The organism is Rahnella inusitata, assembly GCF_965118895.1.
GTDB lineage: Bacteria > Pseudomonadota > Gammaproteobacteria > Enterobacterales > Enterobacteriaceae > Rahnella > Rahnella inusitata_A.
In genome coordinates this window covers 277,746-303,844 of the sequence record NZ_CBCPJJ010000009.1, presented here as the reverse complement: position 1 = coordinate 303,844, position 26,099 = coordinate 277,746, and the positions used below count along the sequence as shown (strand labels likewise).

Sequence of the window (26,099 nt, the reverse complement as noted above, 5' to 3'; positions counted from 1 at the left end):
TAGCCTGAAATTACGGTAACGTCATCCGTTGTGCACGGCTGCCGCTGATGCGCTGAATATCGTCCGTTGCCGACAGCGCCGCCGCCTGGGCAAGCGCGCTGAGAGCTCGGGTGTCCGGAACCTCAGGTAAATAACTCTGATATTCCCGCGTCATGCGCACATTATCGTCGTGGTCAATCAACGTCATCGTCCACTGCCCTTTTCGGGCCGTATTGCTGGCCAGCATGCTGAAACGCATTTCGAGACGTAAACTTTTCGGATCGTCGCTGAGCGTCATCTGGTTGGCGGCAATCACTTGTTTGACCGCGCTCAGTACGGCATTGCGATCAACGCCTTTCGGTACGCGAAGTATCGATACCTGCACGCTTTGCGATTGCGCCACTCCCGCACTATCGCGGGTGTAGACGTTATTTTCCTCACGGGCCAGACTGAATGATATTTCCCGCGAAAGACTGGCAACATCGGTTTGCATGATGTGTTCTGGCAGGAGGTCAATCCCCACCGAGTTCAGTACTCTGCCATACGCGGCTTGCGCTTCGGCGTAAGACCCGGCCGCCTGGAAGCGGGACACTATCGAACGCGCCTGCGTGCGCAGCGTTTCCAGATCGCTGGTCAGCGAGTTATCGGAACCCACCTGAGAAATACTGGCCAGACGCTGATCCACCTGCGCGGACTGATCGGCAATCTGGAAGTCGTACACTGCCAGTTTGTAACGTTCGACCGAGACCCGAACCTGAGTCAATACCGCCATACTCAGTGCCATACGCCGCGCATCATCGGTCTGTTTGCGCGCATCGTTGTTGTTATTGATGGCCGGAATGCTCAGCAGCTTGAACAGGTTCATCGACACGCCGACGCCTCCCTGCACCCAGCTGTCGTTGTACAAATAATCGTTAGAATCATAGTTAACACCGGCGAACAAATTCAGGTTCGGCAGCAGTGAGGCAATCTGACGTTTTGTTTCGTAGCTGTCGATACGCGCTTTGTAATCTTCCTCACGCAGCTCAGGTCGACGCTCCAGGGCCATCTGTTCCAGTTTATTGACGTCCTGCGGCACCGCAATCAACGGTCGCGGTTGATCTTCGAGGACGATCTGGCTGCCCGGCGGGGCATTGATCAGTGCGCGCAACTCACTTTTGGCCATCTCCATCTGCTGACGCTTCTGATTAAGCGTCGTCATGGCGTCCAGCAGAGCACGCTGGTATTCCAGCCCCTCGACCGGTGGCAATATTCCCCCTTGTTCTGCTTCGCGGGTTTTCGTCAGCGCCGAGGCTATCTGGTCAGCCAACGGTTCGGTTTCACCCAGCAAACGCTGTGCCCCCAGCGCACGCCAGTAGGCGTCACGGACTTCCTGCACGATGTTTTGCAACACTTTGCGGCGGCGTTCTTCGGCAATATTCACTTCGTCCGCCTGCTGGCGGGCGCGGAAATAACTCAGACCGAAGTCCAGCACATCCCAGGAGAAAGTCGCTTCGGCAAGCGAGTGCCGGCGCTCTTCTGAAGTGGAAGGTCGTAAACTGACCACGCGATCGTCGATGCCGACGCTGGTACCGCCGGAATCGTTATTACGCCAGCGATAACCGGCGTCCGTCATCAGTTTTGGCAACATATCCTGCGAGGTAAGATCCAGCTGACTGCGGGCCAGCGTGGTTTCCATCAGCTTCAGACGGTAATCGAGGTTGTATTTAAGGGCTCGGGCCATCGCGTCCGACAACGTCAGAGTCTGACTGATCGATTCCTGACCACGGTACATCGCTGCGCGATCTTCACGGACTCGCGCACTGATTTCATCCTGCGTCATAGGCGTGGGTTTGATGGTGCCACAACCACTTAATACCAGAGCGGCAACCAGCATACTCAGAGGGGCAAAAAGCCCTTTATCCGCAACAACAGCAGTGTTCCGAACAGGGGTTATTCTCATTTATTAATCCCTTTACAATTACTTATCCTGCTTCGCCACAGCGGCAGGTATCAGCACAATAGAGTGGTCAGACGCAGGTCGGTGTAGTGCAGCAAGCTGCGCTGACAATGACCGGGCGCCGTGAACCGATGTCGTTAATCGTTGTAAGTTGATACTGCCTGGCTCATGTCCTGCCGCCAGAGGTTGTAGGTCGTGCGCCTGATTTTCAGGCTGTTGCACCGGTTCCCGAACGGGTGCGGCCTTCTCACCCTCCGGCCCCCGTAATACTTCCCGTTTTTCGACCTGCCGCAGACTGAACGGACTGAACGCATCCCATAGCAGATTCTGCCCCAGACCATTGCCTTGCAGGGTAGCGGCGTCGCGCGTTTGCCGCGTACTGTCAATCCAGCGCGGGGACAAGATCCCCTGCTCCAGTATGGGTGCCTGAAGATACTCCGGACCATATCCCAGCATGCTTAATCTGAAAGTAGTCCGTAGAACGTCTTTCTGCTCAAGATCTTCTATTTCATGGATCATCGGCAAAATGAACAGCCCCGGCGTGAAGCCTGGTCGCGGGGTCTGCAATGTCTCATTTCTGCTGAATAAAGCGTCGTGCCAGGTATCGTCCTTCGCAACATTCGGCATGGCCGTGACACCGTGGATAACGATGGTCAGGGTCGAGCGGCTGGTATTGCCGTCGCCGTCCTCAAGGGTATAAACGAACACCTCGCGCAGGCTGGCATTGAAATCAAGTGCCGCCACGCGCGGATCCCCACGGTTGATGTCATAACGCCAGTTGCCTTGCGCATCGAGCTGCAACGTGCCATAGGCACCGGCGCTGACGCCGTTGATACTCCCGATACGACCGGTATTTTGCGACATCACGCCGACGACCGGCCCCTGTGCTGCCGGCCCGTCTGCCCCCATCACATCATCAGCAAACACATTGCCGCTGACGGATGTTTGCCCGCGATCCTGTAAGATCTCCGCCTCATTCGGCTGTGCCTGTGGTACATCGTCGACAATATTCACCGTCAGCCGACCGGCCAGTTCTCCGTTTACCGACACGTTAAAGCTGACCGTTACCACGCTGGCACCGTGATGATCTACCGCAGAATGTTGTATGTAGCGATACGCCAGTGTGCCGGAAGCCCCATCACGGGCGCTGAACCCCAGCAACTGCAGCGCACCTCCCCCGATATCCAGCGTCAGCGGATGCTGGTTATTAAGCTGCTGTAACTGAGCAAGGGTGAATGACTGTCCATTGATGGTCAGTGAGCGGGTCGCATCCAATGAAGAAACGTCGAACGTACCCTCAACGCTGGCATTTCCGCTGGCAGGGTTACGTAATCCTGATTCGTAGACCGTGACCTCCTGCACCGGTTTTACTACCACCAGTACGCTGGCGGTTTCGGTCACGCCGTGGCTGGTGACGGTGTAGGTATAGCGATCCGTTCCGATAAAACCGGCGTCCGGCACGTAACGAATCTGGCCATTGGCCAGGAGCGTCACCTGCCCGTGTTGTCCCTGTGTGACTGACGTTATCTGACGGTCAGGGTTTTCAAAACTGTCATTCTCCAGCACATTACTGGTGAGGCTCCCGCCCGCCAGCAAGGTGCCGCGATCGTCAGCGATATCGACCACCGGATTGATGACGATCGCCAGCTGCCCGGCGGTATTTCCGTTTTCATTACCATCCGTTACCTGCCAGGTAATGACCGGCAGAGTGCCATTCCAGTCAGCCAAGGGACGGAAAATAAACTGACGATCGCTGGTCAGTGTCAGCTCGCCCGCCCCTGGCACGTTAATCGTCCTGCTGCCGAACTGCGGCACCTGATACTGTGTGGCGTCCCCCGCCAGACTGAAGGATGTCAGCCATACCGCGTCGTTGTCACCGTCGCTGACGGTCAGACGCCCGCTTAAGGTGCCACCGTCTTCATTCATCGCCGCATGAATATCGCTGGCGACCGGCTGCTGGTTCGTTACCCAGACCACTACCGTGGCGCTTTCCTCAATACCGCCGCTGGTCACCGTATATTCAAAACTGTCGTAGCCGACAAAGCCTGCACGCGGCGTATACACCACCAGGCCGTTGACGATGGCAACCGTTCCACTGGCCGGTGAGGTGACGCCTGTAAGCGTAGCATCCGGGTTACTGAAGCTGTCATTTGCCAGCACGTCGACGTTCACCGGCTGGCCCGAATGGGTATACACCTGATCCTGATGCGCATCGGTGACCGCACTTACGCCGATGTTAAGCGTCTGAGTGCGCACGCCGTTATCATTGCCGTCAGTCAGCGTATAGGTAATTTCCGGTACGTCACCGTTCCAGTCGGGCACAGGGACAAACAACCAGTCACCGTTGGCGTTAATTTGCACAGCACCAACGCCCAAAATTTGTAGCGGTACGCCTGCCAGCGCAGTTTGTCCGCCCACGCTGTAGCCGGTTACGCTCAAAGTATCGCCATCCGGGTCGCTGTCGTTAAGCAACAGGTTGCCGAAGGCGGCCCCATCCTCGGTAATATTACTGATATCCGGCGAGGCGACAGGCGCGATGTTTAATACCTGAATCCGGACAGTGGCCGTCTCAGTGATCCCGCCACTGGTAACGCTGTAGGTATACTGGTCATCCCCCACATATCCTGCTGACGGGGTGTAACGCAGCTGACCATTGACCAGTAATACGGTGCCATGCGCGGGCTGACTAAAGGCGCTCACCGTTTTATCGCTGTTACTGAAGCTATCGTTGGCCAGGACGTCGGTATCTACCGGCACGTTTGAATGAGTGCTTACCCGATCGTCGCGGGCATCCTGCACCGGCCGCAGCGAGATACGCAGAATATTGCTGCTTTCACCATTGGTGTTGCCGTCAGTGGCAGTGTAGCGAATATCCGGCAGGCTGCCGTTCCAGTCAGCTACCGGACGGAATGTGTAGGTTCCGTTGGTTTGTAAGACAAAGGTGCCCATCCCCGCCAGCGTGACCGCCCCGCCAGCCTGATAGACAGTCAGATCGCTGCCGACGGTAAAACTCACCACTTTCAGCTGATCGCCGTCCAGATCGCTGTCATTAGCCAGCACGTTGCCCGTCACCACATGGTCCTCGTCAGCGCTGACAAAATCCGGCGCAGACTGAGGCGCGGTGTTCCATACCTCAACCGTCACCAACGCCGTTTCCTGTCGTCCACCGCTGATAACGGTGTAGCTAAACGTATCTGTGCCAACAAATCCGGCTGTCGGCACATAGACGACTTTGCCGTTCACAATGGTGACCTGGCCGTGAGTTCCGTTCGCTACCGAAACAATTTGTTTATCGGCATTACTGAAGGTGTCATTTTTCAACACATCAATGATGACTGACGTACCGGAATGCACGCGCACGCTGTCCGGCGCGATGTCATCGACCGGCGTAATGTTCAGTGTCAGCTGGCTGCTGATACTGCCGCCATCATGGCCGTCGCTTACCGAGAAGCTGATGACCGGCACCGCACCATTCCAGTCGGCCGTCGGAGTAAACAGGTAACTGCCATCGGGATTTATAATGAAAGTGCCCTGGCCGGGAATAGGAATGCTGATCCCGGCAGGACGCGGCGCCGTGTCGCCGGGCAGATTCCAGCTCACTACCTTCAGAGTATCCGTGGTATCGGCATCACTGATATGGTCAAACACATTTCCGCTGAGCGGAGCGTCTTCCGGGCCAGAGTTCACGGGCTGCGGTTGCGCCACCGGTATGCTGTTGGTCACCGTGACGAAGACCGTCGCCGTTTCCTGTTTGCCACCGCTGGTCACGGTATAGGTATAGATATCGCTGCCCACATAGTCGCTGGCAGGGGTATAGGTTACGGTGCCGTCGGTGTTGATCAATACAGTGCCGTGCTGGCCTTGCGTGACCGCCGTAACCCGCTGATCGCTGTTTGAGAAACTGTCGTTGACTAACAGATTTCGGGTGTCCGATGTGCCGGCCTGCAGGCTGATACTGTCATTGTGCACATCACTCACCGGCGTCACGACGATATAGAGCGATCCGCTAACTTCGCCGCCAGCATTGCCATCGCTCACCGTATAGGCAATTGGCGGCACGACACCGTTCCAGTCGCTGACAGGCGTAAAGGAATAGGTGAGATCACGGTTCATCACCAGTTGGCCGACGCCGGTGATATTCACGGTTTGCGTATTCCCACTGGAAAAATCGTAATTGACGTTATCGACCGTAAAGGTCACCACCTGCAATACATCGCCATTAGGATCAGTCACGTCCAGTTGGCTGAGGATGCTCGTGTCCTCTGCGGTTGAAATCGCGGTATTACCGGCAGACGGCGCAGCGTTGGTCACCAGAATGGTGACGGTAGCGGTTTCCGTCACTCCCGCATAACTGGTCACTGTGTAGGTGAAAGTATCCGTACCGGTAAAGCCAGCCGGAGGCAGATAGCGCACCGTATTGTCACTTAGCACCTGCACACGGCCGCCCTGGTCACTGAGCGAATAAATCGAGTTCACCACCGGAATTCCGGCGCTGATAATGACAATTTGTTTGTCAGTAAAGCTGTCGTTATCCAGCACCGGAATATCGACAAAATTGTCAGAGTGGACGGTGGTCAGGTCATCCAGCACATCCGCTACCGGTACAACGGTGATCAACAGCTGGCTGGTCACCTGTCCGCCCGTATTACCGTCAGACAGGGTAAAGGTGGCCTGTGGCACGCTGCCGTTCCAGTCAGCAGAAGGAGTAAAGCGCCAGCTACCGTCACTGCTCATGGTCAGCGACCCCGCCTCAATAGTGGCAGTCTGGCCGGCATTATACTGCGTGCCATTGAGGGTAAATCCGGTCAGTGTGAGAGGATCATTATCGGCATCAAAAGCCAGCTGCACGACGTTTCCGCTCAGGGCCGTGTCTTCCGGCGTCAGCAGCGTCAAATCTGTGGAAACGGGCACAGCATTGGTCACCGTAATATTGACTGTCGCCTGCTCTGTCACCCCACCGCTGGTGACGGTGTAGGTGAAACTGTCCGTACCGACATAGCCCGCGCTGGCGGTGTAAACCAGCTGGTTATTGACGATTTGCACCGTGCCATGCGCCGACGGGCCGGTGCCGGTAATTAGCCGTGCCGGATCCTCAAAGCTATCGTTATTAAGCGCATCAATAGTGACTGATTTTCCCGCATGTACGGTCGCGAAATCACCGGCGATATCGGCAACCGGAGTGACCGTAATATCAAGCGTTGCGTGATTAGTTCCCCCTGGATAACCGTCACTGATGATAAGCCCTACGGTCGGAGCCTGGCCATTCCAGTCACTGACCGGAATGAACCGGTAACTCCCGTCACGGCCCATCGTCAAGGTTCCGCTGCCCGTCAGAAAGACGGACTGACCGGCCTGATAAGTCTGGCCACCGACGGTAAATTCCTGAATGAAAATCGGATCCCCGTCCGGATCGCTGATGCCGCTAAGCAGATTGCCCTGCACCGCGCTGTCTTCCGGCGTGGTCACAAAGAAGTTATTGGTATTGGGTGGCTGATTAAGCATCTGCACATACACCGTCGCGGTTTCGGTCACTCCGCCGCTGGTCACGGTGTACGTATACTCATCAAGCCCTGCAAAACCCGGCTCCGGGGTATAAATCACCTGGTTGTTCGCGGTGATGGTTACCGTACCGTGCGCGCCGTTAGTGACGCCGGTGATTTGTCGATCCGCATTACTGAAAGTGTCGTTTGCCAGCACATCGCCGGTGATTGGGTTACCCGCATGGGCGAAGTACACGTCATCCTGAATATCGCTGACCGCGCTCACCGTCAGCACAAATTCAGCGCTGGTCGTACCGCCAAGATTGCCGTCAGAAACCGTGTAGGTCAGCGAAATACTGCCATTCCAGTCGCTGACCGGCGTATAGCGGTAGGTGCCGTCGCTGTTGATCAGCAGCGTTCCCCGGTGATTGTCGAGGGTGAGGATCTGGCCTGGCGCGTAGCTTTGCCCATTAATACTGAACGTCGTCAGGGTCAGGCGATCGCCATCGGCATCACTGTCGTTGCTGAGCAAATTACCCGTGATCTCCGGGCTGTCTTCTGCCAGTGTCCGGCTGTCGCTGACGGCTACCGGTTTAATATTGGTGACATCAATCGTGACCGTCGCCGCTTCGGTCACCCCACCGCTGGTGACGGTATAGGTGAAGGTATCTTGTCCGACGTAGCCTGTGGCCGGACGGTACACCATCGCACCATTGGCAAAAGTCAGTGTCCCGTGTGAAGGCTGGCTGACGCTGGTGACCGTGCGCCCGGCATTCTCAAAACTGTCGTTGGCCAGCAGCTGCTCAGCGGTAATGTTCAGCGGGTTACCTGCATGCACCTGCACCTGATCATTCACCGCATCTTTGACTGCCGTGATCGACACCGACAACTGCGCGGTATCGGACCAGTGGTTGGTAGAGTTGGAGTAATTCGGTGCGTAACTGGTCAGACTGACCCGCGTGTTGACGCCATTTCCGCCTACCAACGACGGGTCACGGGAATCCGATGCCCGCAATTGCAGGCCACCGCTCACGGCACCGTTATAATCGCTGGTCTGCACAAAACGCATCTGTGTAGTGCTGTCGAGGATCAGGGCACTGTCCTGCGTCAGATCAGCCGGCAGCCTGTTCCACTGGGTGTTATAGAAATATTCCCAGTGCCCCCTGGCTGCATCTGTGGTGTCGCCGTACACCGCAACATAATTCAGTGGCTGGCTGACATTGCCACCGCCAGCGATCGCGGACTGGTTATCAAGGTTATCGTTATAGGCATTCTGTAACAGTGAGCCCAGCGTTTGCGGCGTATTGCCATCTTCAGCAAAACTCCACTGCGCATTGTTCAGCGTCGGGCTGTCGTTAACATTGTTGACAGAAGTACTCAGCAAAATCACCTGACTGCCAATCAGCGATGAGCCACCGTTGTTGCTGGCGCTGCTCGTCACACCATTGCCAGGTTGTACCGTGGAAGAGGTTTTATCCGTGTAGCTGTTATTTTCCACCAGCCGCACACCGAGCGTATTCGGAGTACCGAAAAAGTTCTGCGCAGGAACAAAACGTAACAGTGCCGCACCGTTGAGGAATAGCGCGTTGCTGTCGCTGCGCGAGCCTACCGCTACCCAGTTATTGCCGTTATCCACAGAGTATTGCCACTCACCCTGCCGGGCGTTCGCCGCAGACTGGCTTATTGCTACTCCCCAGAAGGTATCGCTTTGTGAGCCGCCGCTGCCGCCGTTCGTGCTGTTATCAATGCTGTCTTTGCCATCGGTGTATTTATTGCCGAACAGATGAGCGACTGAATCGCCGACAATGCCGGAATTGAGGGCATCTTCGCTAATGGCGGGCAGCTGTGCGGTGGTATCCGTCGCCACCGGCGCATCGTTCATCGGGTTAACCGTGAAGGTAAATTGCCGGGTAGTCATAATGGCCGCCGAGGTCGCATCGGCAAACTCCGCTTTACCCGGATCGCTTTGGGCATTGTTCATATCTGCGGGTAATGTCGCCGGGCGCTCACCGCTATTGGCGTTGTCGTTGACAGTCACCGTGACCGCAAAGTTGCCGTTCCAGTCTGCGGCCGTCGCGACACCGGCAACATCCGGCAATCTCACCTGTAAGTTCGCCAGCCGGTTGTTGATTTGATCCAGCGTACCGGTGAGGGTCATGACAGAAGGATCGTTCGCCGTGCCACCGGAGACAAAGACAAAACCGGCGGGCAATTTCACCGTCGCCGTCAAATTGCCATCTGCCGCATCGACATCGGAAACCGTTATTTTCGGTAAGGTGATGGTAGCGCTGCCTTCATCCCGGGAAATCGAAGGAGTATTCCCCAGCGTGATTTGCGCCGCATCGTTAGCGTTACTTTGGAAGACCAGACGCGATGCTGATGCCACATTTTGAGCCAGGCCCGCCGGAAGCGCGGCATAAGGGTCAATCTCAGTGGCCGGAGCGCTTGAGATATTATCACCCGCAGCGTTCAGATTATTTCCGCCATTTGCCAGCCCGGTGAGCGCGCCACTGGCGGTACGGTTACGATCGTCAACAATGACTTCGACGCGGTAATATTCATCCGCATCATCAAAGGCGATACCCCGCATGGTCACCTGCAGCTGATCTAAAAAAGCCTGAACCTGCGCCCTAGTGCCATCAATAACAATCGGTGCATTGACGCCGTTTGAAGGCGGATTCACGCCGTCCTGACTGATCTGCTGAACAGTCACGCCGCTGGCAGTATTGCCAGAGGTGATGGTGATCGCCGAGTTTTGCTGGTCGCGGTATAACCCTACGGGCAACGGCGTACCATCTGCCTGAGTCACACGGACTGTGACACGTAAATGATCGGTTTCGCCGTTGGCAATGCCGCCATCGAGAGTGATATCCAGATCATCTACCACAAAGCCCGGAACGCTGTTGCCTCCTGCTTTGTCGTTATCCAGATTAATGATACCGGTCGCTGCCGTGACCGTCGGCGCATCGTTGACCGGCTGGATCACCAGCGCTATCGACACATTGGCCGGAGACACACCGCTGGCTGCGCCGACATCAGACGCCTGCGTATCGAGATTCACCGTCAGAGTGACATCCCCGGCGGCGGCACCGTTTTGATCCTGATTAGCGTTGAGTGCGCTGAGGTACGTCAAACCGTTCACGGGATCATTAAGCAATGCCTGAATCGCGCTGGCCTGACCGGTTAGTATCAGGGTTCCGCTATCGTCTCCCTGAACAGTTACGCCGTTAAACTCAGTTTGTACCCCGTCACCGCCGATGCCCAACGTCCCTTGCGCAACGCTCAGTGTGACGGTGACCGGAAGACCAAATGCGTTGGATTCGGTATCGCTTACCACGAAATCTCCGCCGATAAAGGTCGGCAGATCTTCATTTACCACTTTACCGTTTCCAGCACTCAGCGTGCCGGGGTCATTGATGCTGGAGGCGCGCAGCAGCGCAACACTGGCGGCAAGGTTCCCGCTGTTCGCTGGCACGACATCGCTGTACCAGTTGTACTAACGGTTATCTACCGGCGCTGGCAGCGTGCCAAACGCCGGTACGGCAGGCTGATTCACCGGGCCACCGTTTGCGCTGCCGGTCAGAACGCCGCTCGCGTCTCGCAGGCGATCGTCAGTGAGAACCTGCAACTGATAAATCGCATTACGGTCACTGGCAAAAGAAATGCTCAGTCCCGCCAGAGCACTGTTGATCTGCGCCGCTGTGCCGGTCAGCATCAAAAGTTCGCCATTTCCGCCCGTCACGCTCAGCCCCGACACATTCGCCACCTGCAGGACTACGTCGCTGTATTCGCTGCGGGAAAAAGCACTGCCGTCACTGTGTAATAAACGCACCGTGGTTTGCAGGAAATCGCTGACGTTGCCTGCTCCGGCGTCGAGATCCGGATCATCAACCGTGAATCCGCCCACGCCAGTCGCACCGGCTCCGGCATTCACTGCCCCGCCGCTGTAGACCACCGCCGGCGCATCATTTGCCGGGCTGATGTTGATTACGAACTGGTTATTGGTTTGTTCTTTATTGCCGTCTGACAGCGTGAAGCTGAAACCGTCGGTGGCCACCGCACGGTCAACGCCGTTATTCAGATAGTAAATATAGCCCGCCGAAATCTCCGCCTGAGTGAAGGAGGATCCGGTGCTGATGACATTAAAATTGACACCATCGGTTGATCGGGCGAGACGGCCATAAGCAGGTGTGCTGTTCAGCGTGTACTGAACCTGTTCAGCACTGCTGTCTGGATCATAAGCCTGCAACATCGCATCGGTTATTTTCGCGTAACTGCCTTCCGTCACCGTCAGCGGGTTATTGGCAGGCAACCCGCCCGCCATGTTCGGGGAATCCACAGGAACGGACGGATCAGTCTGAGTGGGATCTGCGGCAATTTGTGGTGCATCATTAACGTTGGTAATGATCAACCCCACGCTGGCCGCCGTGGCTGATTCGGCTCCCCAGCGATCGACTGCTGACACACTGAACGACGCACTCCTGACTTCGCTGCCATCACTGACAAAACGCAGACGGCTGGTGGCATCATTGGTCAGTAGCGAAGCATCCAGCTGCAGCGTATTAATATCCGCAGCAGTAATATCCTGCCAGTCAGCGCCGTCGAAATATTGCAGCGTCCCGCCTGCCGGTAAAGTTTTGAACACCAGTTTAAGGGCGTCTGCACCGGTAGCATCGTTATTCAGGGCATAGTTAGGATTGCCATTTAAGGCCGGACTGGTTTCCCACGGCGAGCCGCTGTTTGCATCATCAGGATCGCGTGCAGAGAGCATATCGAGGGTTATCACCAGCGTATCTCCCTCGGCTAAAACGTTGCTGGAAGAACCGCTGATTGTGGGCAGGTCGTTAACTGGCGTGACGTAGATGTCGACGCTTGGTTCCCAGACAACCAGCACCGGATCACCGTTGGGATCCAGCGTCACCTTCCCGGCCGTCACCTCAAAGAGGCCGGTAAAGCTGAATGATTCGCCCCCGTCGTGGGCAAACCGGATCAATCCGTTATTGATATCAGCCTGCGTAAAAGTCCCCAGCAGACCGAGGGTTTGCCAGACGCCACCGACGTTTTTCTGCAGGCTCAGGCTGGTGCTGAGATCTGCCATTCCCTGCCAGGTGTAAACGACTTCATCCGGCGAAACGTTGGGAACCACGTAGCTCAGCCCCGGATTAGCATCGCTAATTTGTCCGGTTCCGGCCAGCACCAGCGTTCCTCCTTCGGTCAGCGTACCGTGCGAAAGAGCGTTGGGATCGTTAACGTCTGTGCCAAAAACAGGTGAAATGACGGAGGTTACCGGCTGATCAAGCGTCGGTACCTGCCCCGGCGCCGCATTGGCGACGTTATCGGTCAAAGATAAAGTGAAACGATAGCGCGACAATATATCCTGCGGCGTATCACCGCTGTACACGCCACCAGGACGCGAATGGATCACTCCATCCTGTGTCCAGTAGACCGACAGCGTGTGGTCGATCACCTGAAAATCGAAACTGTCCTGCTCACCCACGGCACTCGTGTTGCGGTATTGCACATACGCGATCTGCCCGGCTTTCACTGCGGCCACGGTGAAGGTATCACCATTTTGCAACCTCAGGCCGTTGAGGGTCAGATAACCGTGAGTCATGTTGGCGGTGTTTACCACAAAGCTAACCTGACTGTCGGTGGAATCAACATCAGTAGCGTTCAGCATGTCCGGCGTCAGCACGACACTGCCGGTACCGGTATCGACAATGGCTTGCAGGGTGCTGTTGCTGTCGAACAGCGGATCATCATTGATACTGTTAATGTCGAGCGTCACTACACCATCGCTGCTGGCAGGGATCCCCGTTCCGCCCCCCTGGTCCGTTACCCGAATACCAAAGGTATCCTGAGCCACATTTTCCGCACCATCGTTGGCATAGGTCAGTAAACTGCGGTCAGCATAATCAAACCGGGTCCCGACCTGCACCGGCTGGCCGTTAAAATACAAAATGCCGTGATCGGGCAGACGTGTAATGGTCAGCGTAAGGTCAAGATCCTGCGGATCGCCGCCGCCGTTGGCCTCAATATAGTTGCCGACAATACTGTCGACGATAGAATTTTGTGGCTGTCCTTCCAGCACCGTACCCCTGCCGGACACTGAAGGCAGCTGGTTTTCAGGCTTTATCACCAGACTGTAGGTGAACGACGCCGACAGATTCACCGGCGTTGCGCCATCATTAACTTGCGCAGAGAAACTGTCAGTCTGGTTTTGATCCAGCCCGGTAGCGGTGTGGAAATAACGCAGATTGCCCTGATTTACATCCTGCTGGGTAAATACGGAGCCCGCCCCCAGCCGCTGACCGTTAAGGGTCAGATAGCCATATACCGGCAATGCGGTAAGGCTATAGACCATTTGCGCAGGCGTCTGGGCACCGGCGGTTAAATCCGGATCAATGACGCTTAGGATATTTTTATCAATCACCGTGCCACCGCTGCCACGCTCAGGCACTGTCTGGGAACCGTTATTAATGGTGGCTGGATCGTTAGCGGGAGTAATAATGATGCCCTGACGAACGTATTGCATACCGCCATTGTCGCCAAACACATAAACAGAAGCGTCAGTGGTACGGGTCTGGTTACCGAGTTCAATGTTGCTGGCGGTGAACGTGATCTGGTTAAGCCAGTTTTGCACCTCAGTTGCCGAGCCACCAAAAGTGAGCAGTGTGCCGCTTTGCGCGCCATTGCTAAGCGTCCCGGTATCATGATCATCGAGATACACGTTAACAACAAACACACGGGAAGGATCGTCAGAGGTCAGCGTCCAGCCACTAAACTGCCCTTTTTCGCCTCCGGGATATAACGTCGTCGGTTCACTGACGATCAGGTCACCGTGCGTATTTTCAAGTTCCGGATTATCAAGAATGCCGTCGTAATCGAACGTCAGGGTGCGTGTTTCAATCTCGCCGGTATGAGATTCCAGCACCCAGTTTCCACCGTGGTCAGTGCTGCCGGTTGCATCATCAGAAGCAGCCACATCGGCCTGCGTGAATGTGGCTATTTTGTTCAGCAGCAAGCCGTCACGGCCAGTGACGGAGCAGCCGTAAAGCAAAATATCACCCTCAGGCGAGAGTTTCTCCCCCAACTCAGCCAGCTGTGACTGCCAGTCGGCCACGTTTTTATCCGTGATCTGATCACTGCCGAGGGTAATCTCGTCATTTGCACCATGACTGATAATATGAATAGCGGTAATGCCACGCTCACCCGCCAGGGCGGTGTTTAGTTGCCCGAGGCCGGAGGACACATCATTGATTACCACTACTTTGCTGTTTTCCGGCAACTGCTTTGCCAGCGACTGCCAGTTGCTGATATGGCTATCAATGACATACACCTCTTTAGGTGTGACAGGTTGTGCGGATGCCGCCCGCTCCACCGTAACCGGGCGAATTAACGTCTCGGCGACCCCATGACTACCATCGGGATGCGTGTCATTATGTTGTGCGGCTTCGGTCACTGCGGCACCGTCAAAAAGCTGACGGCTTTCAAGCGCAAAACGATGGGTACGGGGACGAAAAGGAGAGCGCGGTTTGGGTGAATTCATATTTTATCGCTGGTTATATTAGCAGGAAAAATGACCGAGTTTAGATGATAAACCCCAATACATTTGCCTTAAATATAGATCACAAAGGACATATTCACCACGTGATTTACAGAATTTTCTTACACTCCTTTGCGATTATTTTACTTTTTAACCTCGGGTTCATGACGTTGATTATTTATCGCAGAATATGGCGAAGTCACTATCTGGCCTCCCGACTTCTTATTAGCATTTTCTAAATAAACTGGATGAATTATTTTAACTTCAAAGCGGGCAGCCGAACTGCCCGCTTCGATAACGACTACCCCAGCGCAACGTCTTTGCGTACCGCTTTGCCGGTGGCATTTCCGCCCCACACTTCCTGATATTCATAGCCGGTCAGGTCTTTAATCACCTTCTGACATTCCGGTGTGCAGTCTTGCAGATTCCCCCCTAACTTCAGGCGGGCGACTTCCTGAATCAGCATTTTGTGGGTTTCGCGCGTTAGTTTGAACCTGAAGGTCATGTAAAAGCTGACGGCCAGTAAGGCTGCGGTAGCGAAAACCAGCAGCCCGATAATCGCATCCAGTGCGCTGTCAGGTTGCACCCCTTGTCCTTTAACGAAACCACTTTCCTGCAACACGATACCGATCAGCATAATCGCCAGCGCCACAGTGCTTTTACGGGTCAGTACCATCACACCGGCAAAGATCCCTTCACGGCGTTTTTTGGTGACGATCTCATCAACATCGGGAATAAAGCTGTAAATATTCCACGGAATATAATAAAGGCCGGCGCGGGCAAAACCGAATACGGCAAATACCGCTGAGAATAACAGAACAGACACCGCCATTTCGGTGATATAGACATAGAATAAAAAAGCCAGCACGCAAAAAATAATGCCATATGCCAGACGCAGCGCCCCGGACGGTGTCATATTCAGTTTTGAAAGCAGCATCATAAAACCAAAAGTCGAAGGCACCGAGGCCAGCGCAGCCACGGTTAAATAACCGGACACCGCCGATGCATCAAGATGTAATCCGTACACCACGTAATAGGTAAATACGGCACCGAAAACATCCAGCGCGGTAAATGAAAAGATATAGATAATAATATGCTGGCGAAACATGCGTATTTTAAAAGAGGAAAGGAGATCGACAACCAGACTTTTCAAATGATGCCAGAGATTACCGCTGCGCGCGCCGGGCACTTCCGGCTCATACTCTTCCCGCACGTCTTTGGCTTCCCAGGTACACATCCAGGTGGTGAATACGGCGATGCAAAAAATGGTGGCAAAAATCATGCCGGTATAAGTGTAGGTCATCGGATTATCTTTCCCGGTGAACTGCATCAGTACACCGGGGATCGACACCGCCAGCAGGCCACCGAGTTGGGAACAAATCATGCGCACGCCCGAAAGACGGGTGCGTTCGCTGAAGCGGTTGGTCATTTCAGAAGAGAGCGTCTCCCACGGCACCAGCACCATGGCAGAGAGCAACTCGATAGAAAGGTAGGTGCCGAGATAATACCAGTAGCTCATGTCGGTCACCCAGACCAGCGCATACAGAAACATCAGTGGCGCGCTTATCAGCAGGAAAAAACGTCGGCGGCCAAACTTTTTCCCGAGCCAGGTATTGGCGAAGTTATCGGTGATATAGCCCATGATCGGACTTAATATGGCGTCGATCACGCGGGCGATAGCGAATATCGATCCCGCTTCTAAAACAGATAATCCGCAATAGGTGGTGTAAAAGAATAACAGCCAGGTACCGATCACGGCGAATGCACCGCCACCAAATAAATCCGTCACGCCATATCCTATGGCCGTGCCGTAACCGACTCTGCGTTCAGTAGGCTTCATTTTTATTATCCTGTGAATGTAGGGTTATTATTAAAATTATTTATTCGTAAAGCGTTATCCATTGTCTTAATTGTGAGGACCGATAAATCGCCTCCACCATATTCAAAGAAATTTCCGCATCGGCCAGCGAGGTATAGTTTTTATCTTCAGGATATTGCACAGCGTGCGTGAAATTGGTGATGGCCTGGCGATGGCTGTCGCCCCAGTAACGTTTCGTATTCCCCGCCGGACTCAGATCGTTCACCAGCAGCGTTCTGGTTTCTCCTTCGATCAGCCACAGCGCGTTGTGGTGCAGTTGCAGCAGCCCTTTCTCGCAGTGAATTTCCAGCAGCAGCGGTGAATCGGTGGTGTGCCCGTTACTGGCATAAAACAGGCCGCGGGCGCCGTTCGCCAGTTTCATGCTGGCCATCGCGGTGTCTTCGTTTTCGGTCACGTCGGTCAGAAAATGGCTGTCCACCACGCCTTTGAGCGCGTGAATGCCGCCGCCGAACCACTGCATCAGATCCAACGTGTGGATCGCCTGATTGATCAGCAGGCTGCCGCCCTCCGTGGCGAACCGCCCGCGCCACGGGCTTTCGGTGTAATATGCGCCGCCGCGCGACCATGTCAGCACCGCTTTAATACTCAGCATTTTTCCCAGTTCCCCACCTGCCAGCAGCGTTCGGATCTTCTGGCTCGACGGATTCAGCCGGTTCTGATAACACACGCCGAGCAACTTTCCGGAACGGCTTTGGGCCTGCCGGATCGCTTTCACTTCGGTGGCATTGAGCGCCACCGGTTTCTCGGTAAAAACGTGCTTTCCTGCTGCCAGCGCGGCGAGGATCGCTTCCTGATGCAGATGATGCGGCAGACAGATATGCACAACGTCGATCTGCGGATCGCGCAGCATCTCGCGATAATCCGTATAAAAATCGCACTGATACTGCTGCGCCAGCAGCAGTCCAATACCTGCATCGCACTCAGCAATAGCCAGCAAACGACTGGCCGGATTTTGCCGGATGGCCTCTGCGTGGCAGGTGTGGATCGCCCCGCAGCCGATGATCGCCGCATTGGTGATTTTCATGGTGCGCCTCCCGGATTAAACCGGCTGATTCGCCAGCATCTGCGCCCGCACGCACAGCTCGGCGGCTTTAAACGCGTGTTCCTGCGTCATGGCATTTTCAGTGCGGTGCAGGCAGTCGAGGATCAGTTCGCCGAAGAACGGGAAGCCGACGGTGCCTGACACCGGATAGCGGAACTCGCCGCGCTGATTCACCAGATACACCACGTCCTGTTCCCCGCGCGTAAGATCGACATATTTGCGGATCTCGATATAGCCTTCGGTACCCAGCAGCGTCAGTCGCCCGTCACCCCAGGTGCTCAGCCCTTGTGGCGTGAACCAGTCGCAGCGGAAATACCCGCGCGCGCCGTTGTCGCCTTCGAGCATCGCATCACCGAAATCTTCAAAACGCGGTGACTCAGGATGAGTGAAATTCAGCGCCTGCGCTGCCACCACGCGCGCATTGCGGTTACCGGTGTAAAACAGGAATTGCTCTATCTGATGGCTGCCGATATCGCACAAGATCCCGCCGAACTTTTCCTTTTCATAGAACCAGTCCGGGCGGCCTTCACCCTCGCGATGTGGTCCGGTGCCGAGCGTCTGCACAACCCGCCCGATCGCCCCTTCCTGCACTAGCTGTCCGGCGAATACCGCGCTCTCAACGTGTAACCGCTCGCTGTAATACACCGCATATTTTCGCCCTGTAGCGGTCACTTTGGCTTTCGCGGCGGCCAGTTGCCCAAGGGTGGTCAGCGGCGCTTTATCGACGAAATAATCTTTCCCGGCGTCCATCACTTTCAGTCCGAGATCACAACGCTCGGAAGGGATCCCTGCGCCCGCCACCAGCTGCACTTCTTTATCGCCGAGAATAACGTCCAGTGAATCAGCCACCGCCACCTGCGGATACTGGCTGACAAATTTTTGCACCTTTTCAGGGTCCGGATCGTAAACCCATTTCAGGCTGGCACCCGCTTCGATAAGTCCGTTGCACATGCCGTAGATATGCCCGTGATCCAGCGCCGCGGCGGCGATCACAAATTCGCCCGGCTTCACCACCGGCTGCGGTTTCCCGACCGGCGCATAATTCATTCCGTCTTTATTACTCATCTTCAGGCTCCTTTATCCATGTCTTTGCCGAGCGGGATCGCCTCTTCATTGGCGAAGTTTTCTACAGAGGCAGATTTCTCATAAAAGTGCGGGGCCAGCGACACCAGCCCGCCGGTTTGATAGAACGGATCCTCCGGCAGGATCGGCAGCGCCACGATGCTGCGGGTAATGGCTGATTTATAGATGGCGGCGATAAGCTCCAGCGATCGCTTGCCCTGAACGCCGTCGATCAGCGGCGGCGTATGGGTCTCGAGTGCGGTGAGGAAATTGTCTATCTGGCCGGTGTGCAGCGTGTAAGTCAGTTTAGGGATCGACTGATAAATATCGTCGAGACGGTTTTCCCGCGCCGTATCGCGCGCCTCCACCGGGAAGCCGTTGGGTGCAGAAATGCTGGCAAATTTGTCCCATGGTGCAGAAATCCGCGCCTTTTCGCCCTGAATCACCATCTTCTGATCTTCGCCGTGATGCACCACCGAAGCGGTCAGCTGCGTCAGCGCGCCCGAGTCATATTTGAAAATTGCCGCCGAGAGATCTTCCACTTCGGCATTATCGTGAGCGGCATTCGTGATCATCGAAACCACTTCAGACGGAAAACCGAGCATCCACTGGATAGCATCGATATGGTGAACCGCATGGTTGAGCGTGCAGCCCCCCGCCTCTTTCTCCCAGGTACCACGCCACCACAAATCATAATAGGAGTGACCGCGCCACCAGAAGGAATCCACCTGTGCATGACAGACTTTGCCCGCTTCGCCGGAATCGATGACTTTTTTCAGCCGCCAGAAGGCATCGGTAAAGCGGTTCTGCGCGATAATAGACAGCGTTTTTCCGCTCTCTTTTGCCGCCAGAATCATGGCATCGCATTCCTGCAACGACGCCGCCATCGGTTTCTCGCACAATACGTGTTTGCCGGCTTTCAGCGCATCAATGGAAATTTCCGCATGTACGTATGGCGGAGTGCAGATATCAAACACGTCGATATCCGGATCGTTGAGGATCTCCTGATGGCTGGCATACACTTTCGCCGCCGCGAGACCGTAATGCCGTTTTTTCTCCTCTGCTTTTTCGGGATAAATATCGACCAGTGCGACTATCTGACAACGGTCAGCAAACTCTAAATATCCCTGAATATGATTGTGTGAAATATTACCAGTACCGATAATTGCTATTCTCAACATTATTTCATTCCTGATTTCAGACTGACGGGCAGCCGTCACCTTGCTGATTTAATGACGATTTTAATTAATCCATTATTAAATCAGGCGCGGATAAATACTTTATTTCTTTTCTGATACGAATTGGATTGAGAATAGTAATGACATTTTTTTCCAACAACCGGTATTTGTGACAGGAATTGCAGCGTGGCGTTTTGGATTTGATATGATGATGAATAGCTGATGATTTACAAACAGTTAACTGTGGTAATAAGTCCATAAGCTAATGAGGCATTGATCACAAAATGACAGGAAAATTAAAAATCAGGCAAATAGCCGAGTTAACGGGGCTTTCTCCCAGCACCGTTTCCAGGGTATTAGCAGGTAAAGCGAATGTCAGCCCGCAGGCAAAAGAGAAGGTATTTAACCATGCACGAAACATGGGTATCTTGCGTGACATTCCGGCCAGCCGGTTGTTAATGAATACCCTGTTAATTTGCGCTCCACCGGCGGCATTCTCTCCTCATGAAGATCTCTACTATTATGAAGCCATTCAGGAAATAACGGCTGAGGTCACCCGTTTCGATATCCACGTTCGTAAATGCGCGCTGGAAGTCAACGAACCGGATATCGCCAACTTTATGCAGGCGCTTAATCAGTCAGACGTGGATGGCATTATTATTATCGGCATCGACGACGTGATGCTCTACCGGCTGGCGGCAGAATCGAATAAACCGGTGGTGATGATCAACGCCAGGGACAACGAAATGCGCCTTGATTGTGTGTCGGCAGATCACTATTCCCTTGGCTACAGTGCCGCTAATTATCTGTTTCAGCGCGGCCACCGGCCGGTTTTACTGTTCACCGATCTGCGCAGGGAAACCATGATGCAGCGGCTGGATGGTTTTAAGCGTGCCTGTCTTGAGCATCATGTGGTGTTCGACGAAGCCACACATCTGCTGATTAATCATGGCAATGGCAAAGAACAGGCGCGGGAAAGTGTTGAAAAGTATCTGAAAATGCATCAACGTGAATCACTGCCTTCCGCCATTATCTGCGGCAGTACGCCCATTGCGCATGCGACGCTGGAAGCACTGACGGCACTTGGCATAAAAGTTCCGGAAGACATTTCGCTGTTAAGTATGGATTTTGAACACGAAATGAAAGTGGCGTCGCCGATGAATTTCAGCGCGATGCTTCTGCCCTGCAGGGAACTCGGTACCGAGGCCGTCTACATTCTGCAAAGCCGCCTGATGCGCGCCACGGGAGCGAAATTCAATCTGCTGTTACAGGGAAAAATATACCCCGGCCAGTCGGTGGCCGATGTGAAATGGAAGCGCAAAGGGCTTTATCCGCAGCAGGCCTGACATGTCACGCAGGGAGGCAGATCGCAGGGCACATTCTCAGCATCGCACATCGGGTTCTCCTGCTAGACTTTTTGTCTTATCCTCAAAAACCGATGTGGAGCTTTCAATGTCAGATAACTACCAGCCACCGAAAGTCTGGACGTGGAATAAAGACGAAGTCAGTAAGTTCTCGAACATCAACCGCCCGGTAGCCGGTCCGACGCATGAGAAGACGCTGCCAGTGGGTAAACATCCGCTTCAGCTCTACTCTCTCGGCACGCCGAACGGCCAGAAAGTAACGATCCTGCTGGAAGAGCTGCTGGCGCTCAGCGTAAGCGGCGCGGAATATGACGCTTTTATCATCCGCATCAATGAAGGCGATCAGTTCTCCAGCGGCTTTGTGGATGTAAACCCAAACTCAAAAATCCCTGCCCTGCTTGATAACTCCGCCACCCCGCCGATCCGCGTGTTTGAATCCGGCAACATCCTGCTGTATCTGGCAGAAAAATTTGGCAAGTTCCTGCCAAAAGATCTCGCTGGCCGCACCGAAACCCTTAACTGGCTGTTCTGGCTGCAAGGCTCCGCACCCTATCTGGGCGGTGGCTTCGGGCATTTCTACCATTACGCGCCGGTGAAAATCGAATACGCCATCAACCGCTTTACGATGGAAGCCAAACGACAGCTAGACGTGCTCGACAGACAACTTGCAGATCATCGCTATATCGCGGGTGAAGAATATACCATCGCCGATATCGCTATTTTCACCTGGTACGGCAGCCTGGCCAAAGGCGGCTTGTACGAATCGGGCGAGTTCCTCGACATTGCTTCATATAAGCATTTCCAGCGCTGGGCCGATGAAGTCGCCAGCCGTCCGGCGGTGAAGCGCGGGCGGATTGTCAACCGCACCTGGGGCGAGACCGATGAACAACTCGAAGAGCGTCACGACGCGTCCGATTTCGACGACAAACTGAAGTCATAACCAGTTTGCAGAACGGAAAAAGGGCGGGATCGATTCCCGCCCTTTTCATTGAAAACTCGTTTACGCCAGATATTTGTTGAACCACGCCACCGTTCTGTCCCACGCCAGATCCGCTGCCGCTTTGTCATAACGCGGAGTGGAATCGTTATGGAACCCGTGATTGACGCCGGGATACACATACCCTTCGTACACTTTGTGATTAGCCTTGAGCGCCGCTTCATACGCAGGCCAGCCTTCCGTAATCGGTTTATCCAGCTCGGCATAATGCAGCAATAACGGCGCTTTAATGCGTGGCACGTCTTCGACTTTCGGCTGACGGCCGTAGAAAGGTGCTGCCGCGGCCAGCTCGGGATAGGCCACCGCCGAGGCATTTGCCACGCCGCCACCGTAGCAGAAACCGGTAATCCCGACTTTGCCGGTCGCCGTTTCATGGTGCATCAGAAATTCAATCGCGGCAAAAAAGTCGTTCATGAGTTTGGTTGGATCGACGCTCTTTTGCAGTTCCCGCCCCTTTTCATCATTGCCGGGATAACCGCCGACGGAACTCAGCCCGTCCGGCGCAAGGGCGATAAATCCGGCCTTCGCCACGCGGCGCGCCACGTCTTCTATATAGGGATTCAGCCCGCGATTTTCATGCACCACCACCACACCCGGCACTTTGCCGGTGGCTTTTGCCGGACGCACCAGATATCCGCGCACGCTGCCGTGCCCCTGCGGCGAGGGATACTGGATATACTCGGCCACAATGTCCGGATCGGTGAATTCCACCTGCTCGGCGTAGGCGTAGTTCGGCGTCATCAGCGTAGTGAGCGCCGCAGCCGATAATCCACCGACCACAAATTTGGCCGAAAGATCGAGAAATTCCCGCTTGGTCATTTTGCCGTGCACGTAGAAATCAAAGTATTCGAGGAGTTCAGGAGGAAAGTCTTTGGCTGTCATTCGCGTCATCTTCAGGCTCCACTCAGTGCAAAAGAAGCCTGAATAATGACCTGACTTTGGCGATTTTGTAAACTAATTGTGAAATAACAGACCGGTGGCGTAGAGGAACCGCAGACATTTTCGCTGCGGGAGATGCTAAACTGCAGGGAAAAAAGGGGGGCATGATGAGCAATAATCTTAGGGAACCGGTGAAAATACACTTTGTTGAATGGAACTCAGAATACGAAAAAATGATGACTTCCGCGCTCAAAAAAGACTTCAACGTCGTTGAGATTTATCGCGTCAAACAGCATTTTAAATCTGTGCATAAATTGCTGCCGGGAAAAACGCTAAAGCGCTGGCATCGAAAACTGCAAATCGCGATAAAATTCCGGCACATTGCCGATGACGACATTGTTATTTCTAATGCTTACAGCGCCTTCCTGATGCTGGATCTGATTGCTCCTCTGCGCTGTAAAAAAATACTCGTACTGCGAGACTCCGTTGTAGCCCTGACATCCAAACGACGACGCCTGAAATTACTTTCTGATAATGAAAATTATCTGGACAGAGTGAGTTCTGTTTTCGACGTCATATACAGTTTCGATCCGCAAGATTGTCTTAAATATAATCTTTCGTACGTGGATCAGTTTTTACCTTTCACTCTCAGTAAAATCCGTGCCCACGCTGAAGAACCGCAGAAAATTTGTTCCCCACCCTCGTGTTTCTACGTGGGGGGATACGACCGTTATCGTGCAGAATTGCTTCGGGAACTGGCCCCCTTGTTGCAAAAAAATCATTGCCATCCCGATTTTTATCTGGTTGACGGCGACGAGAACAATTCCGACTATCCTTCTGTTTGCGTTAATAAAAAACTGACCTATCAGCAAAATATTGAAAAGCTCCAAAAGTCCTCCATTGTTGTGGAAATTAATAAACCTGGGCAAACCGGATTAACGTTACGCGCGCTGGAAGCAATGGCATTTAATAAAAAGCTGATCACAAATAATGTATCGGTAAAGACGCATGATTTTTATCACCCGGACCGGATATTCATTTGGGGGGAAGATAATGTCGAACGGATAACTGATTTCATTGAGGTCATCCCCCCCGGGATTGAGAGGGGGCTGTTAGATAAATATTGCGCAGATGGGATGCTAAAAACACTGGTTGGATCTGCGCTAAAATAAACCTTATTTACCGTTGCAGTTGAAGAATAAAGGAGACCCTATGAACAACACTCTCGCAGGTCTGAGTAAAGAAGAAATGGATAAAGTGAGTACCGGGCTGGCTGCCGGTACGGTGGCGGTGCGTGAGCGCAACAACCTGCCGGTGAACGCCGATCAGGTGGAGATGGAACAACCGGAACATCTGCGCACCTACTTCCGCGAACGTTTGGCGCACTATCGCCAGCAACCGGCAAAAAAGTAAACTTCTCTGCTCACTTCTTCAGGGTGAAAATAGTCGCGGTAAAAAAGTCGATAATCGCCTCTTTCAGATGCGTTGCGGCCTCACACGGCGGCGTTTCGCTCTGATGGAGGCTGATTCCGATATCCCCTGCCGCAGGCAGTTCCTCCAGGACCTGCAATGATTCAGGCTTTCCGAAATCAGTACGCAACGTCACCCCCAAACCTGCCGACATCGCCGCCCAGATCCCGCTCAGGCTACGGCTGGTAAAAGCAATGCGCCAGGAAATTCCCGCGCGGTCCAGCGCCGCCGTTGCCGCACTGCGCATCAGACATGGCGCCTCAAAGACCAGCAGCGGCAAGGGATCTTTGCTCGCCAGATAGTGGCTCAGCGGAAAGTTCTTCGCGCCTACCCAGCGTAAAGGCACGCGCCCAAGGGACTGGCTTGACGGGAAAAGCGGCGCGTCGTTTGTCTGCCAGCACACGGCCAGATCGAATTCATTGTGACGAATACCGTCGAGCAGTTGCCGGTTACGGGTAATGCTGGCAGAAACCTGCACCTGCGGATGCGCGCGGGTAAAGTTACCGAGGATCGCCGGTAACAGGGTTTCGCCGAAATCCTCCTGCATCCCCACATTCAGGCTTCCGCCCAGCGCGCTCGCCAGCAGTGCGGCGCTGGCCTCATCGTTCAGGCTGAGGATCCGCCGCGCATAGCTCAGCATCACTTCACCGCGTTCAGTGGGTATCAGATGCCGCCCTGATTTTTGTACCAGCTCCGTTCCCGCCTGCTGTTCGAGTTTTTTTAGCTGAGCGCTGACCGCCGAAGTCGAACGCCCCAGGCGGTCAGCGGCCAGGACAAAACTGCCGAGCTCAATCCCGGTGACAAAACTTCGCAACGCTTCAGCATCAAATGTTATCGGTCTTCTCGCCACATTCATCATCCCGTTTTAATGTATCAATGCTGCTGATATTTTCGATTTTACGGATAATCATAACGTCTTAGCTTCTTTTCACATCCATAAAAGGAGCCTGATATGAGCACAATTCCCTTTCCAATGAAGCCACCTGAAAACATGGTGCGCCTGACGCCAAAGCTGGCAGAACTGACCGAACAGGTGCTGTTTGGCGATCTGTGGAACAGACGCGAGCTGTCACCGCGTGACCGCAGTCTGATCACCGTTGCCGCTCTGGTAGCGCTGAACCGCGCTGAACAGTTGCCATTCCATCTGGAACTGGCGGTGAAAAACGGAGTCACGCACAGCGAAATGGGCGAACTGATCACCCATCTGGCGTTTTATGCAGGATGGCCTGCCGCCGCCTCGGCGCTCACCCGCTTTGCTGCGCTAAGTGAAGAATAAACAGAGGT

Annotated in this window: 14 protein-coding genes; 5 read left to right on the top strand and 9 right to left on the bottom strand. The window is 54.3% G+C overall.

Features of this window, described 5'->3' with window-relative positions:
* Window positions 1-10: 10 nt before the first annotated feature.
* The 7 genes from ACMHLI_RS09430 to ACMHLI_RS09400 form a co-directional block, all read right to left on the bottom strand.
* Complete coding sequence (locus tag ACMHLI_RS09430; protein WP_413529238.1) at window positions 11-1,921, bottom strand: TolC family protein; 1,911 nt, start codon at window positions 1,919-1,921, stop codon at window positions 11-13.
* Between the two features lie 18 nt (window positions 1,922-1,939).
* Window positions 1,940-10,873, bottom strand: a complete 8,934-nt coding sequence (locus ACMHLI_RS09425; RefSeq protein ID WP_413529237.1) for a beta strand repeat-containing protein — start codon at window positions 10,871-10,873, stop codon at window positions 1,940-1,942.
* Window positions 10,874-10,894: 21 nt separating this feature from the next.
* Window positions 10,895-14,947 (bottom strand): cadherin-like domain-containing protein, encoded by a 4,053-nt coding sequence (locus tag ACMHLI_RS09420; RefSeq protein ID WP_413529236.1) that lies wholly within the window; start codon window positions 14,945-14,947, stop codon window positions 10,895-10,897.
* A gap of 298 nt (window positions 14,948-15,245) precedes the next feature.
* Window positions 15,246-16,784 (bottom strand): MFS transporter, encoded by a 1,539-nt coding sequence (locus tag ACMHLI_RS09415; protein WP_413529235.1) that lies wholly within the window; start codon window positions 16,782-16,784, stop codon window positions 15,246-15,248.
* A gap of 40 nt (window positions 16,785-16,824) precedes the next feature.
* Window positions 16,825-17,847, bottom strand: coding sequence for a Gfo/Idh/MocA family protein (locus tag ACMHLI_RS09410; RefSeq protein ID WP_413529234.1), 1,023 nt, complete (start codon window positions 17,845-17,847; stop codon window positions 16,825-16,827).
* A 15-nt stretch (window positions 17,848-17,862) separates the two neighbouring features.
* Entirely contained in the window at window positions 17,863-18,930 is a 1,068-nt protein-coding gene (locus ACMHLI_RS09405; protein WP_413529233.1) for a Gfo/Idh/MocA family protein, read from the bottom strand.
* Window positions 18,931-18,932: 2 nt separating this feature from the next.
* Entirely contained in the window at window positions 18,933-20,108 is a 1,176-nt protein-coding gene (locus ACMHLI_RS09400; protein ID WP_413529232.1) for a Gfo/Idh/MocA family protein, read from the bottom strand.
* A 281-nt stretch (window positions 20,109-20,389) separates the two neighbouring features.
* Here ACMHLI_RS09400 and ACMHLI_RS09395 point away from each other — a divergent pair, with 281 nt between their 5' ends.
* Window positions 20,390-21,451 carry a LacI family DNA-binding transcriptional regulator gene (locus tag ACMHLI_RS09395; protein WP_413529231.1) on the top strand — a complete coding sequence of 354 codons (1,062 nt, stop codon included), beginning with the start codon at window positions 20,390-20,392 and terminating at the stop codon, window positions 21,449-21,451.
* A gap of 106 nt (window positions 21,452-21,557) precedes the next feature.
* Window positions 21,558-22,409, top strand: coding sequence for a glutathione-dependent disulfide-bond oxidoreductase (yghU, locus tag ACMHLI_RS09390; protein ID WP_413529230.1), 852 nt, complete (start codon window positions 21,558-21,560; stop codon window positions 22,407-22,409).
* A gap of 60 nt (window positions 22,410-22,469) precedes the next feature.
* On the opposite strand, the gene yghX is transcribed toward yghU, so the two are convergent.
* Window positions 22,470-23,357: a YghX family hydrolase gene (gene yghX, locus ACMHLI_RS09385; RefSeq protein ID WP_413529229.1), complete on the bottom strand. Its 888-nt coding sequence runs from the start codon at window positions 23,355-23,357 to the stop codon at window positions 22,470-22,472.
* A 152-nt stretch (window positions 23,358-23,509) separates the two neighbouring features.
* Between yghX and ACMHLI_RS09380 the strand changes: the two genes are divergently transcribed.
* Both ACMHLI_RS09380 and ACMHLI_RS09375 read left to right on the top strand, forming a co-directional pair.
* Window positions 23,510-24,517, top strand: a complete 1,008-nt coding sequence (locus ACMHLI_RS09380; protein ID WP_413529228.1) for a hypothetical protein — start codon at window positions 23,510-23,512, stop codon at window positions 24,515-24,517.
* Between the two features lie 40 nt (window positions 24,518-24,557).
* A complete protein-coding gene (locus ACMHLI_RS09375) occupies window positions 24,558-24,758 on the top strand; it encodes a DNA polymerase III subunit theta (RefSeq protein WP_413529227.1) in 201 nt (66 codons plus the stop codon).
* A 10-nt stretch (window positions 24,759-24,768) separates the two neighbouring features.
* On the opposite strand, the gene ACMHLI_RS09370 is transcribed toward ACMHLI_RS09375, so the two are convergent.
* Window positions 24,769-25,665 (bottom strand): LysR substrate-binding domain-containing protein, encoded by an 897-nt coding sequence (locus ACMHLI_RS09370; RefSeq protein WP_413529226.1) that lies wholly within the window; start codon window positions 25,663-25,665, stop codon window positions 24,769-24,771.
* A 102-nt stretch (window positions 25,666-25,767) separates the two neighbouring features.
* Here ACMHLI_RS09370 and ACMHLI_RS09365 point away from each other — a divergent pair, with 102 nt between their 5' ends.
* Window positions 25,768-26,091: a carboxymuconolactone decarboxylase family protein gene (locus ACMHLI_RS09365; protein WP_413529225.1), complete on the top strand. Its 324-nt coding sequence runs from the start codon at window positions 25,768-25,770 to the stop codon at window positions 26,089-26,091.
* The last annotated feature ends 8 nt before the right edge of the window (window positions 26,092-26,099 follow it).

Bases quoted from the DNA above. Each gene is read 5' to 3' on its own strand.
- ACMHLI_RS09395 (WP_413529231.1), top strand. From the start codon at position 20,390: ATGACAGGAAAATTAAAAATCAGGCAAATAGCCGAGTTAACGGGGCTT.
- ACMHLI_RS09415 (WP_413529235.1), bottom strand. From the start codon at position 16,784: ATGAAGCCTACTGAACGCAGAGTCGGTTACGGCACGGCCATAGGATAT.
- ACMHLI_RS09420 (WP_413529236.1), bottom strand. From the start codon at position 14,947: ATGAATTCACCCAAACCGCGCTCTCCTTTTCGTCCCCGTACCCATCGT.
- ACMHLI_RS09365 (WP_413529225.1), top strand. From the start codon at position 25,768: ATGAGCACAATTCCCTTTCCAATGAAGCCACCTGAAAACATGGTGCGC.
- yghU (WP_413529230.1), top strand. From the start codon at position 21,558: ATGTCAGATAACTACCAGCCACCGAAAGTCTGGACGTGGAATAAAGAC.
- ACMHLI_RS09430 (WP_413529238.1), bottom strand. From the start codon at position 1,921: ATGAGAATAACCCCTGTTCGGAACACTGCTGTTGTTGCGGATAAAGGG.
- ACMHLI_RS09410 (WP_413529234.1), bottom strand. From the start codon at position 17,847: ATGAAAATCACCAATGCGGCGATCATCGGCTGCGGGGCGATCCACACC.
- ACMHLI_RS09375 (WP_413529227.1), top strand. From the start codon at position 24,558: ATGAACAACACTCTCGCAGGTCTGAGTAAAGAAGAAATGGATAAAGTG.
- ACMHLI_RS09380 (WP_413529228.1), top strand. From the start codon at position 23,510: ATGATGAGCAATAATCTTAGGGAACCGGTGAAAATACACTTTGTTGAA.
- ACMHLI_RS09400 (WP_413529232.1), bottom strand. From the start codon at position 20,108: ATGTTGAGAATAGCAATTATCGGTACTGGTAATATTTCACACAATCAT.
- ACMHLI_RS09405 (WP_413529233.1), bottom strand. From the start codon at position 18,930: ATGAGTAATAAAGACGGAATGAATTATGCGCCGGTCGGGAAACCGCAG.
- yghX (WP_413529229.1), bottom strand. From the start codon at position 23,357: ATGACGCGAATGACAGCCAAAGACTTTCCTCCTGAACTCCTCGAATAC.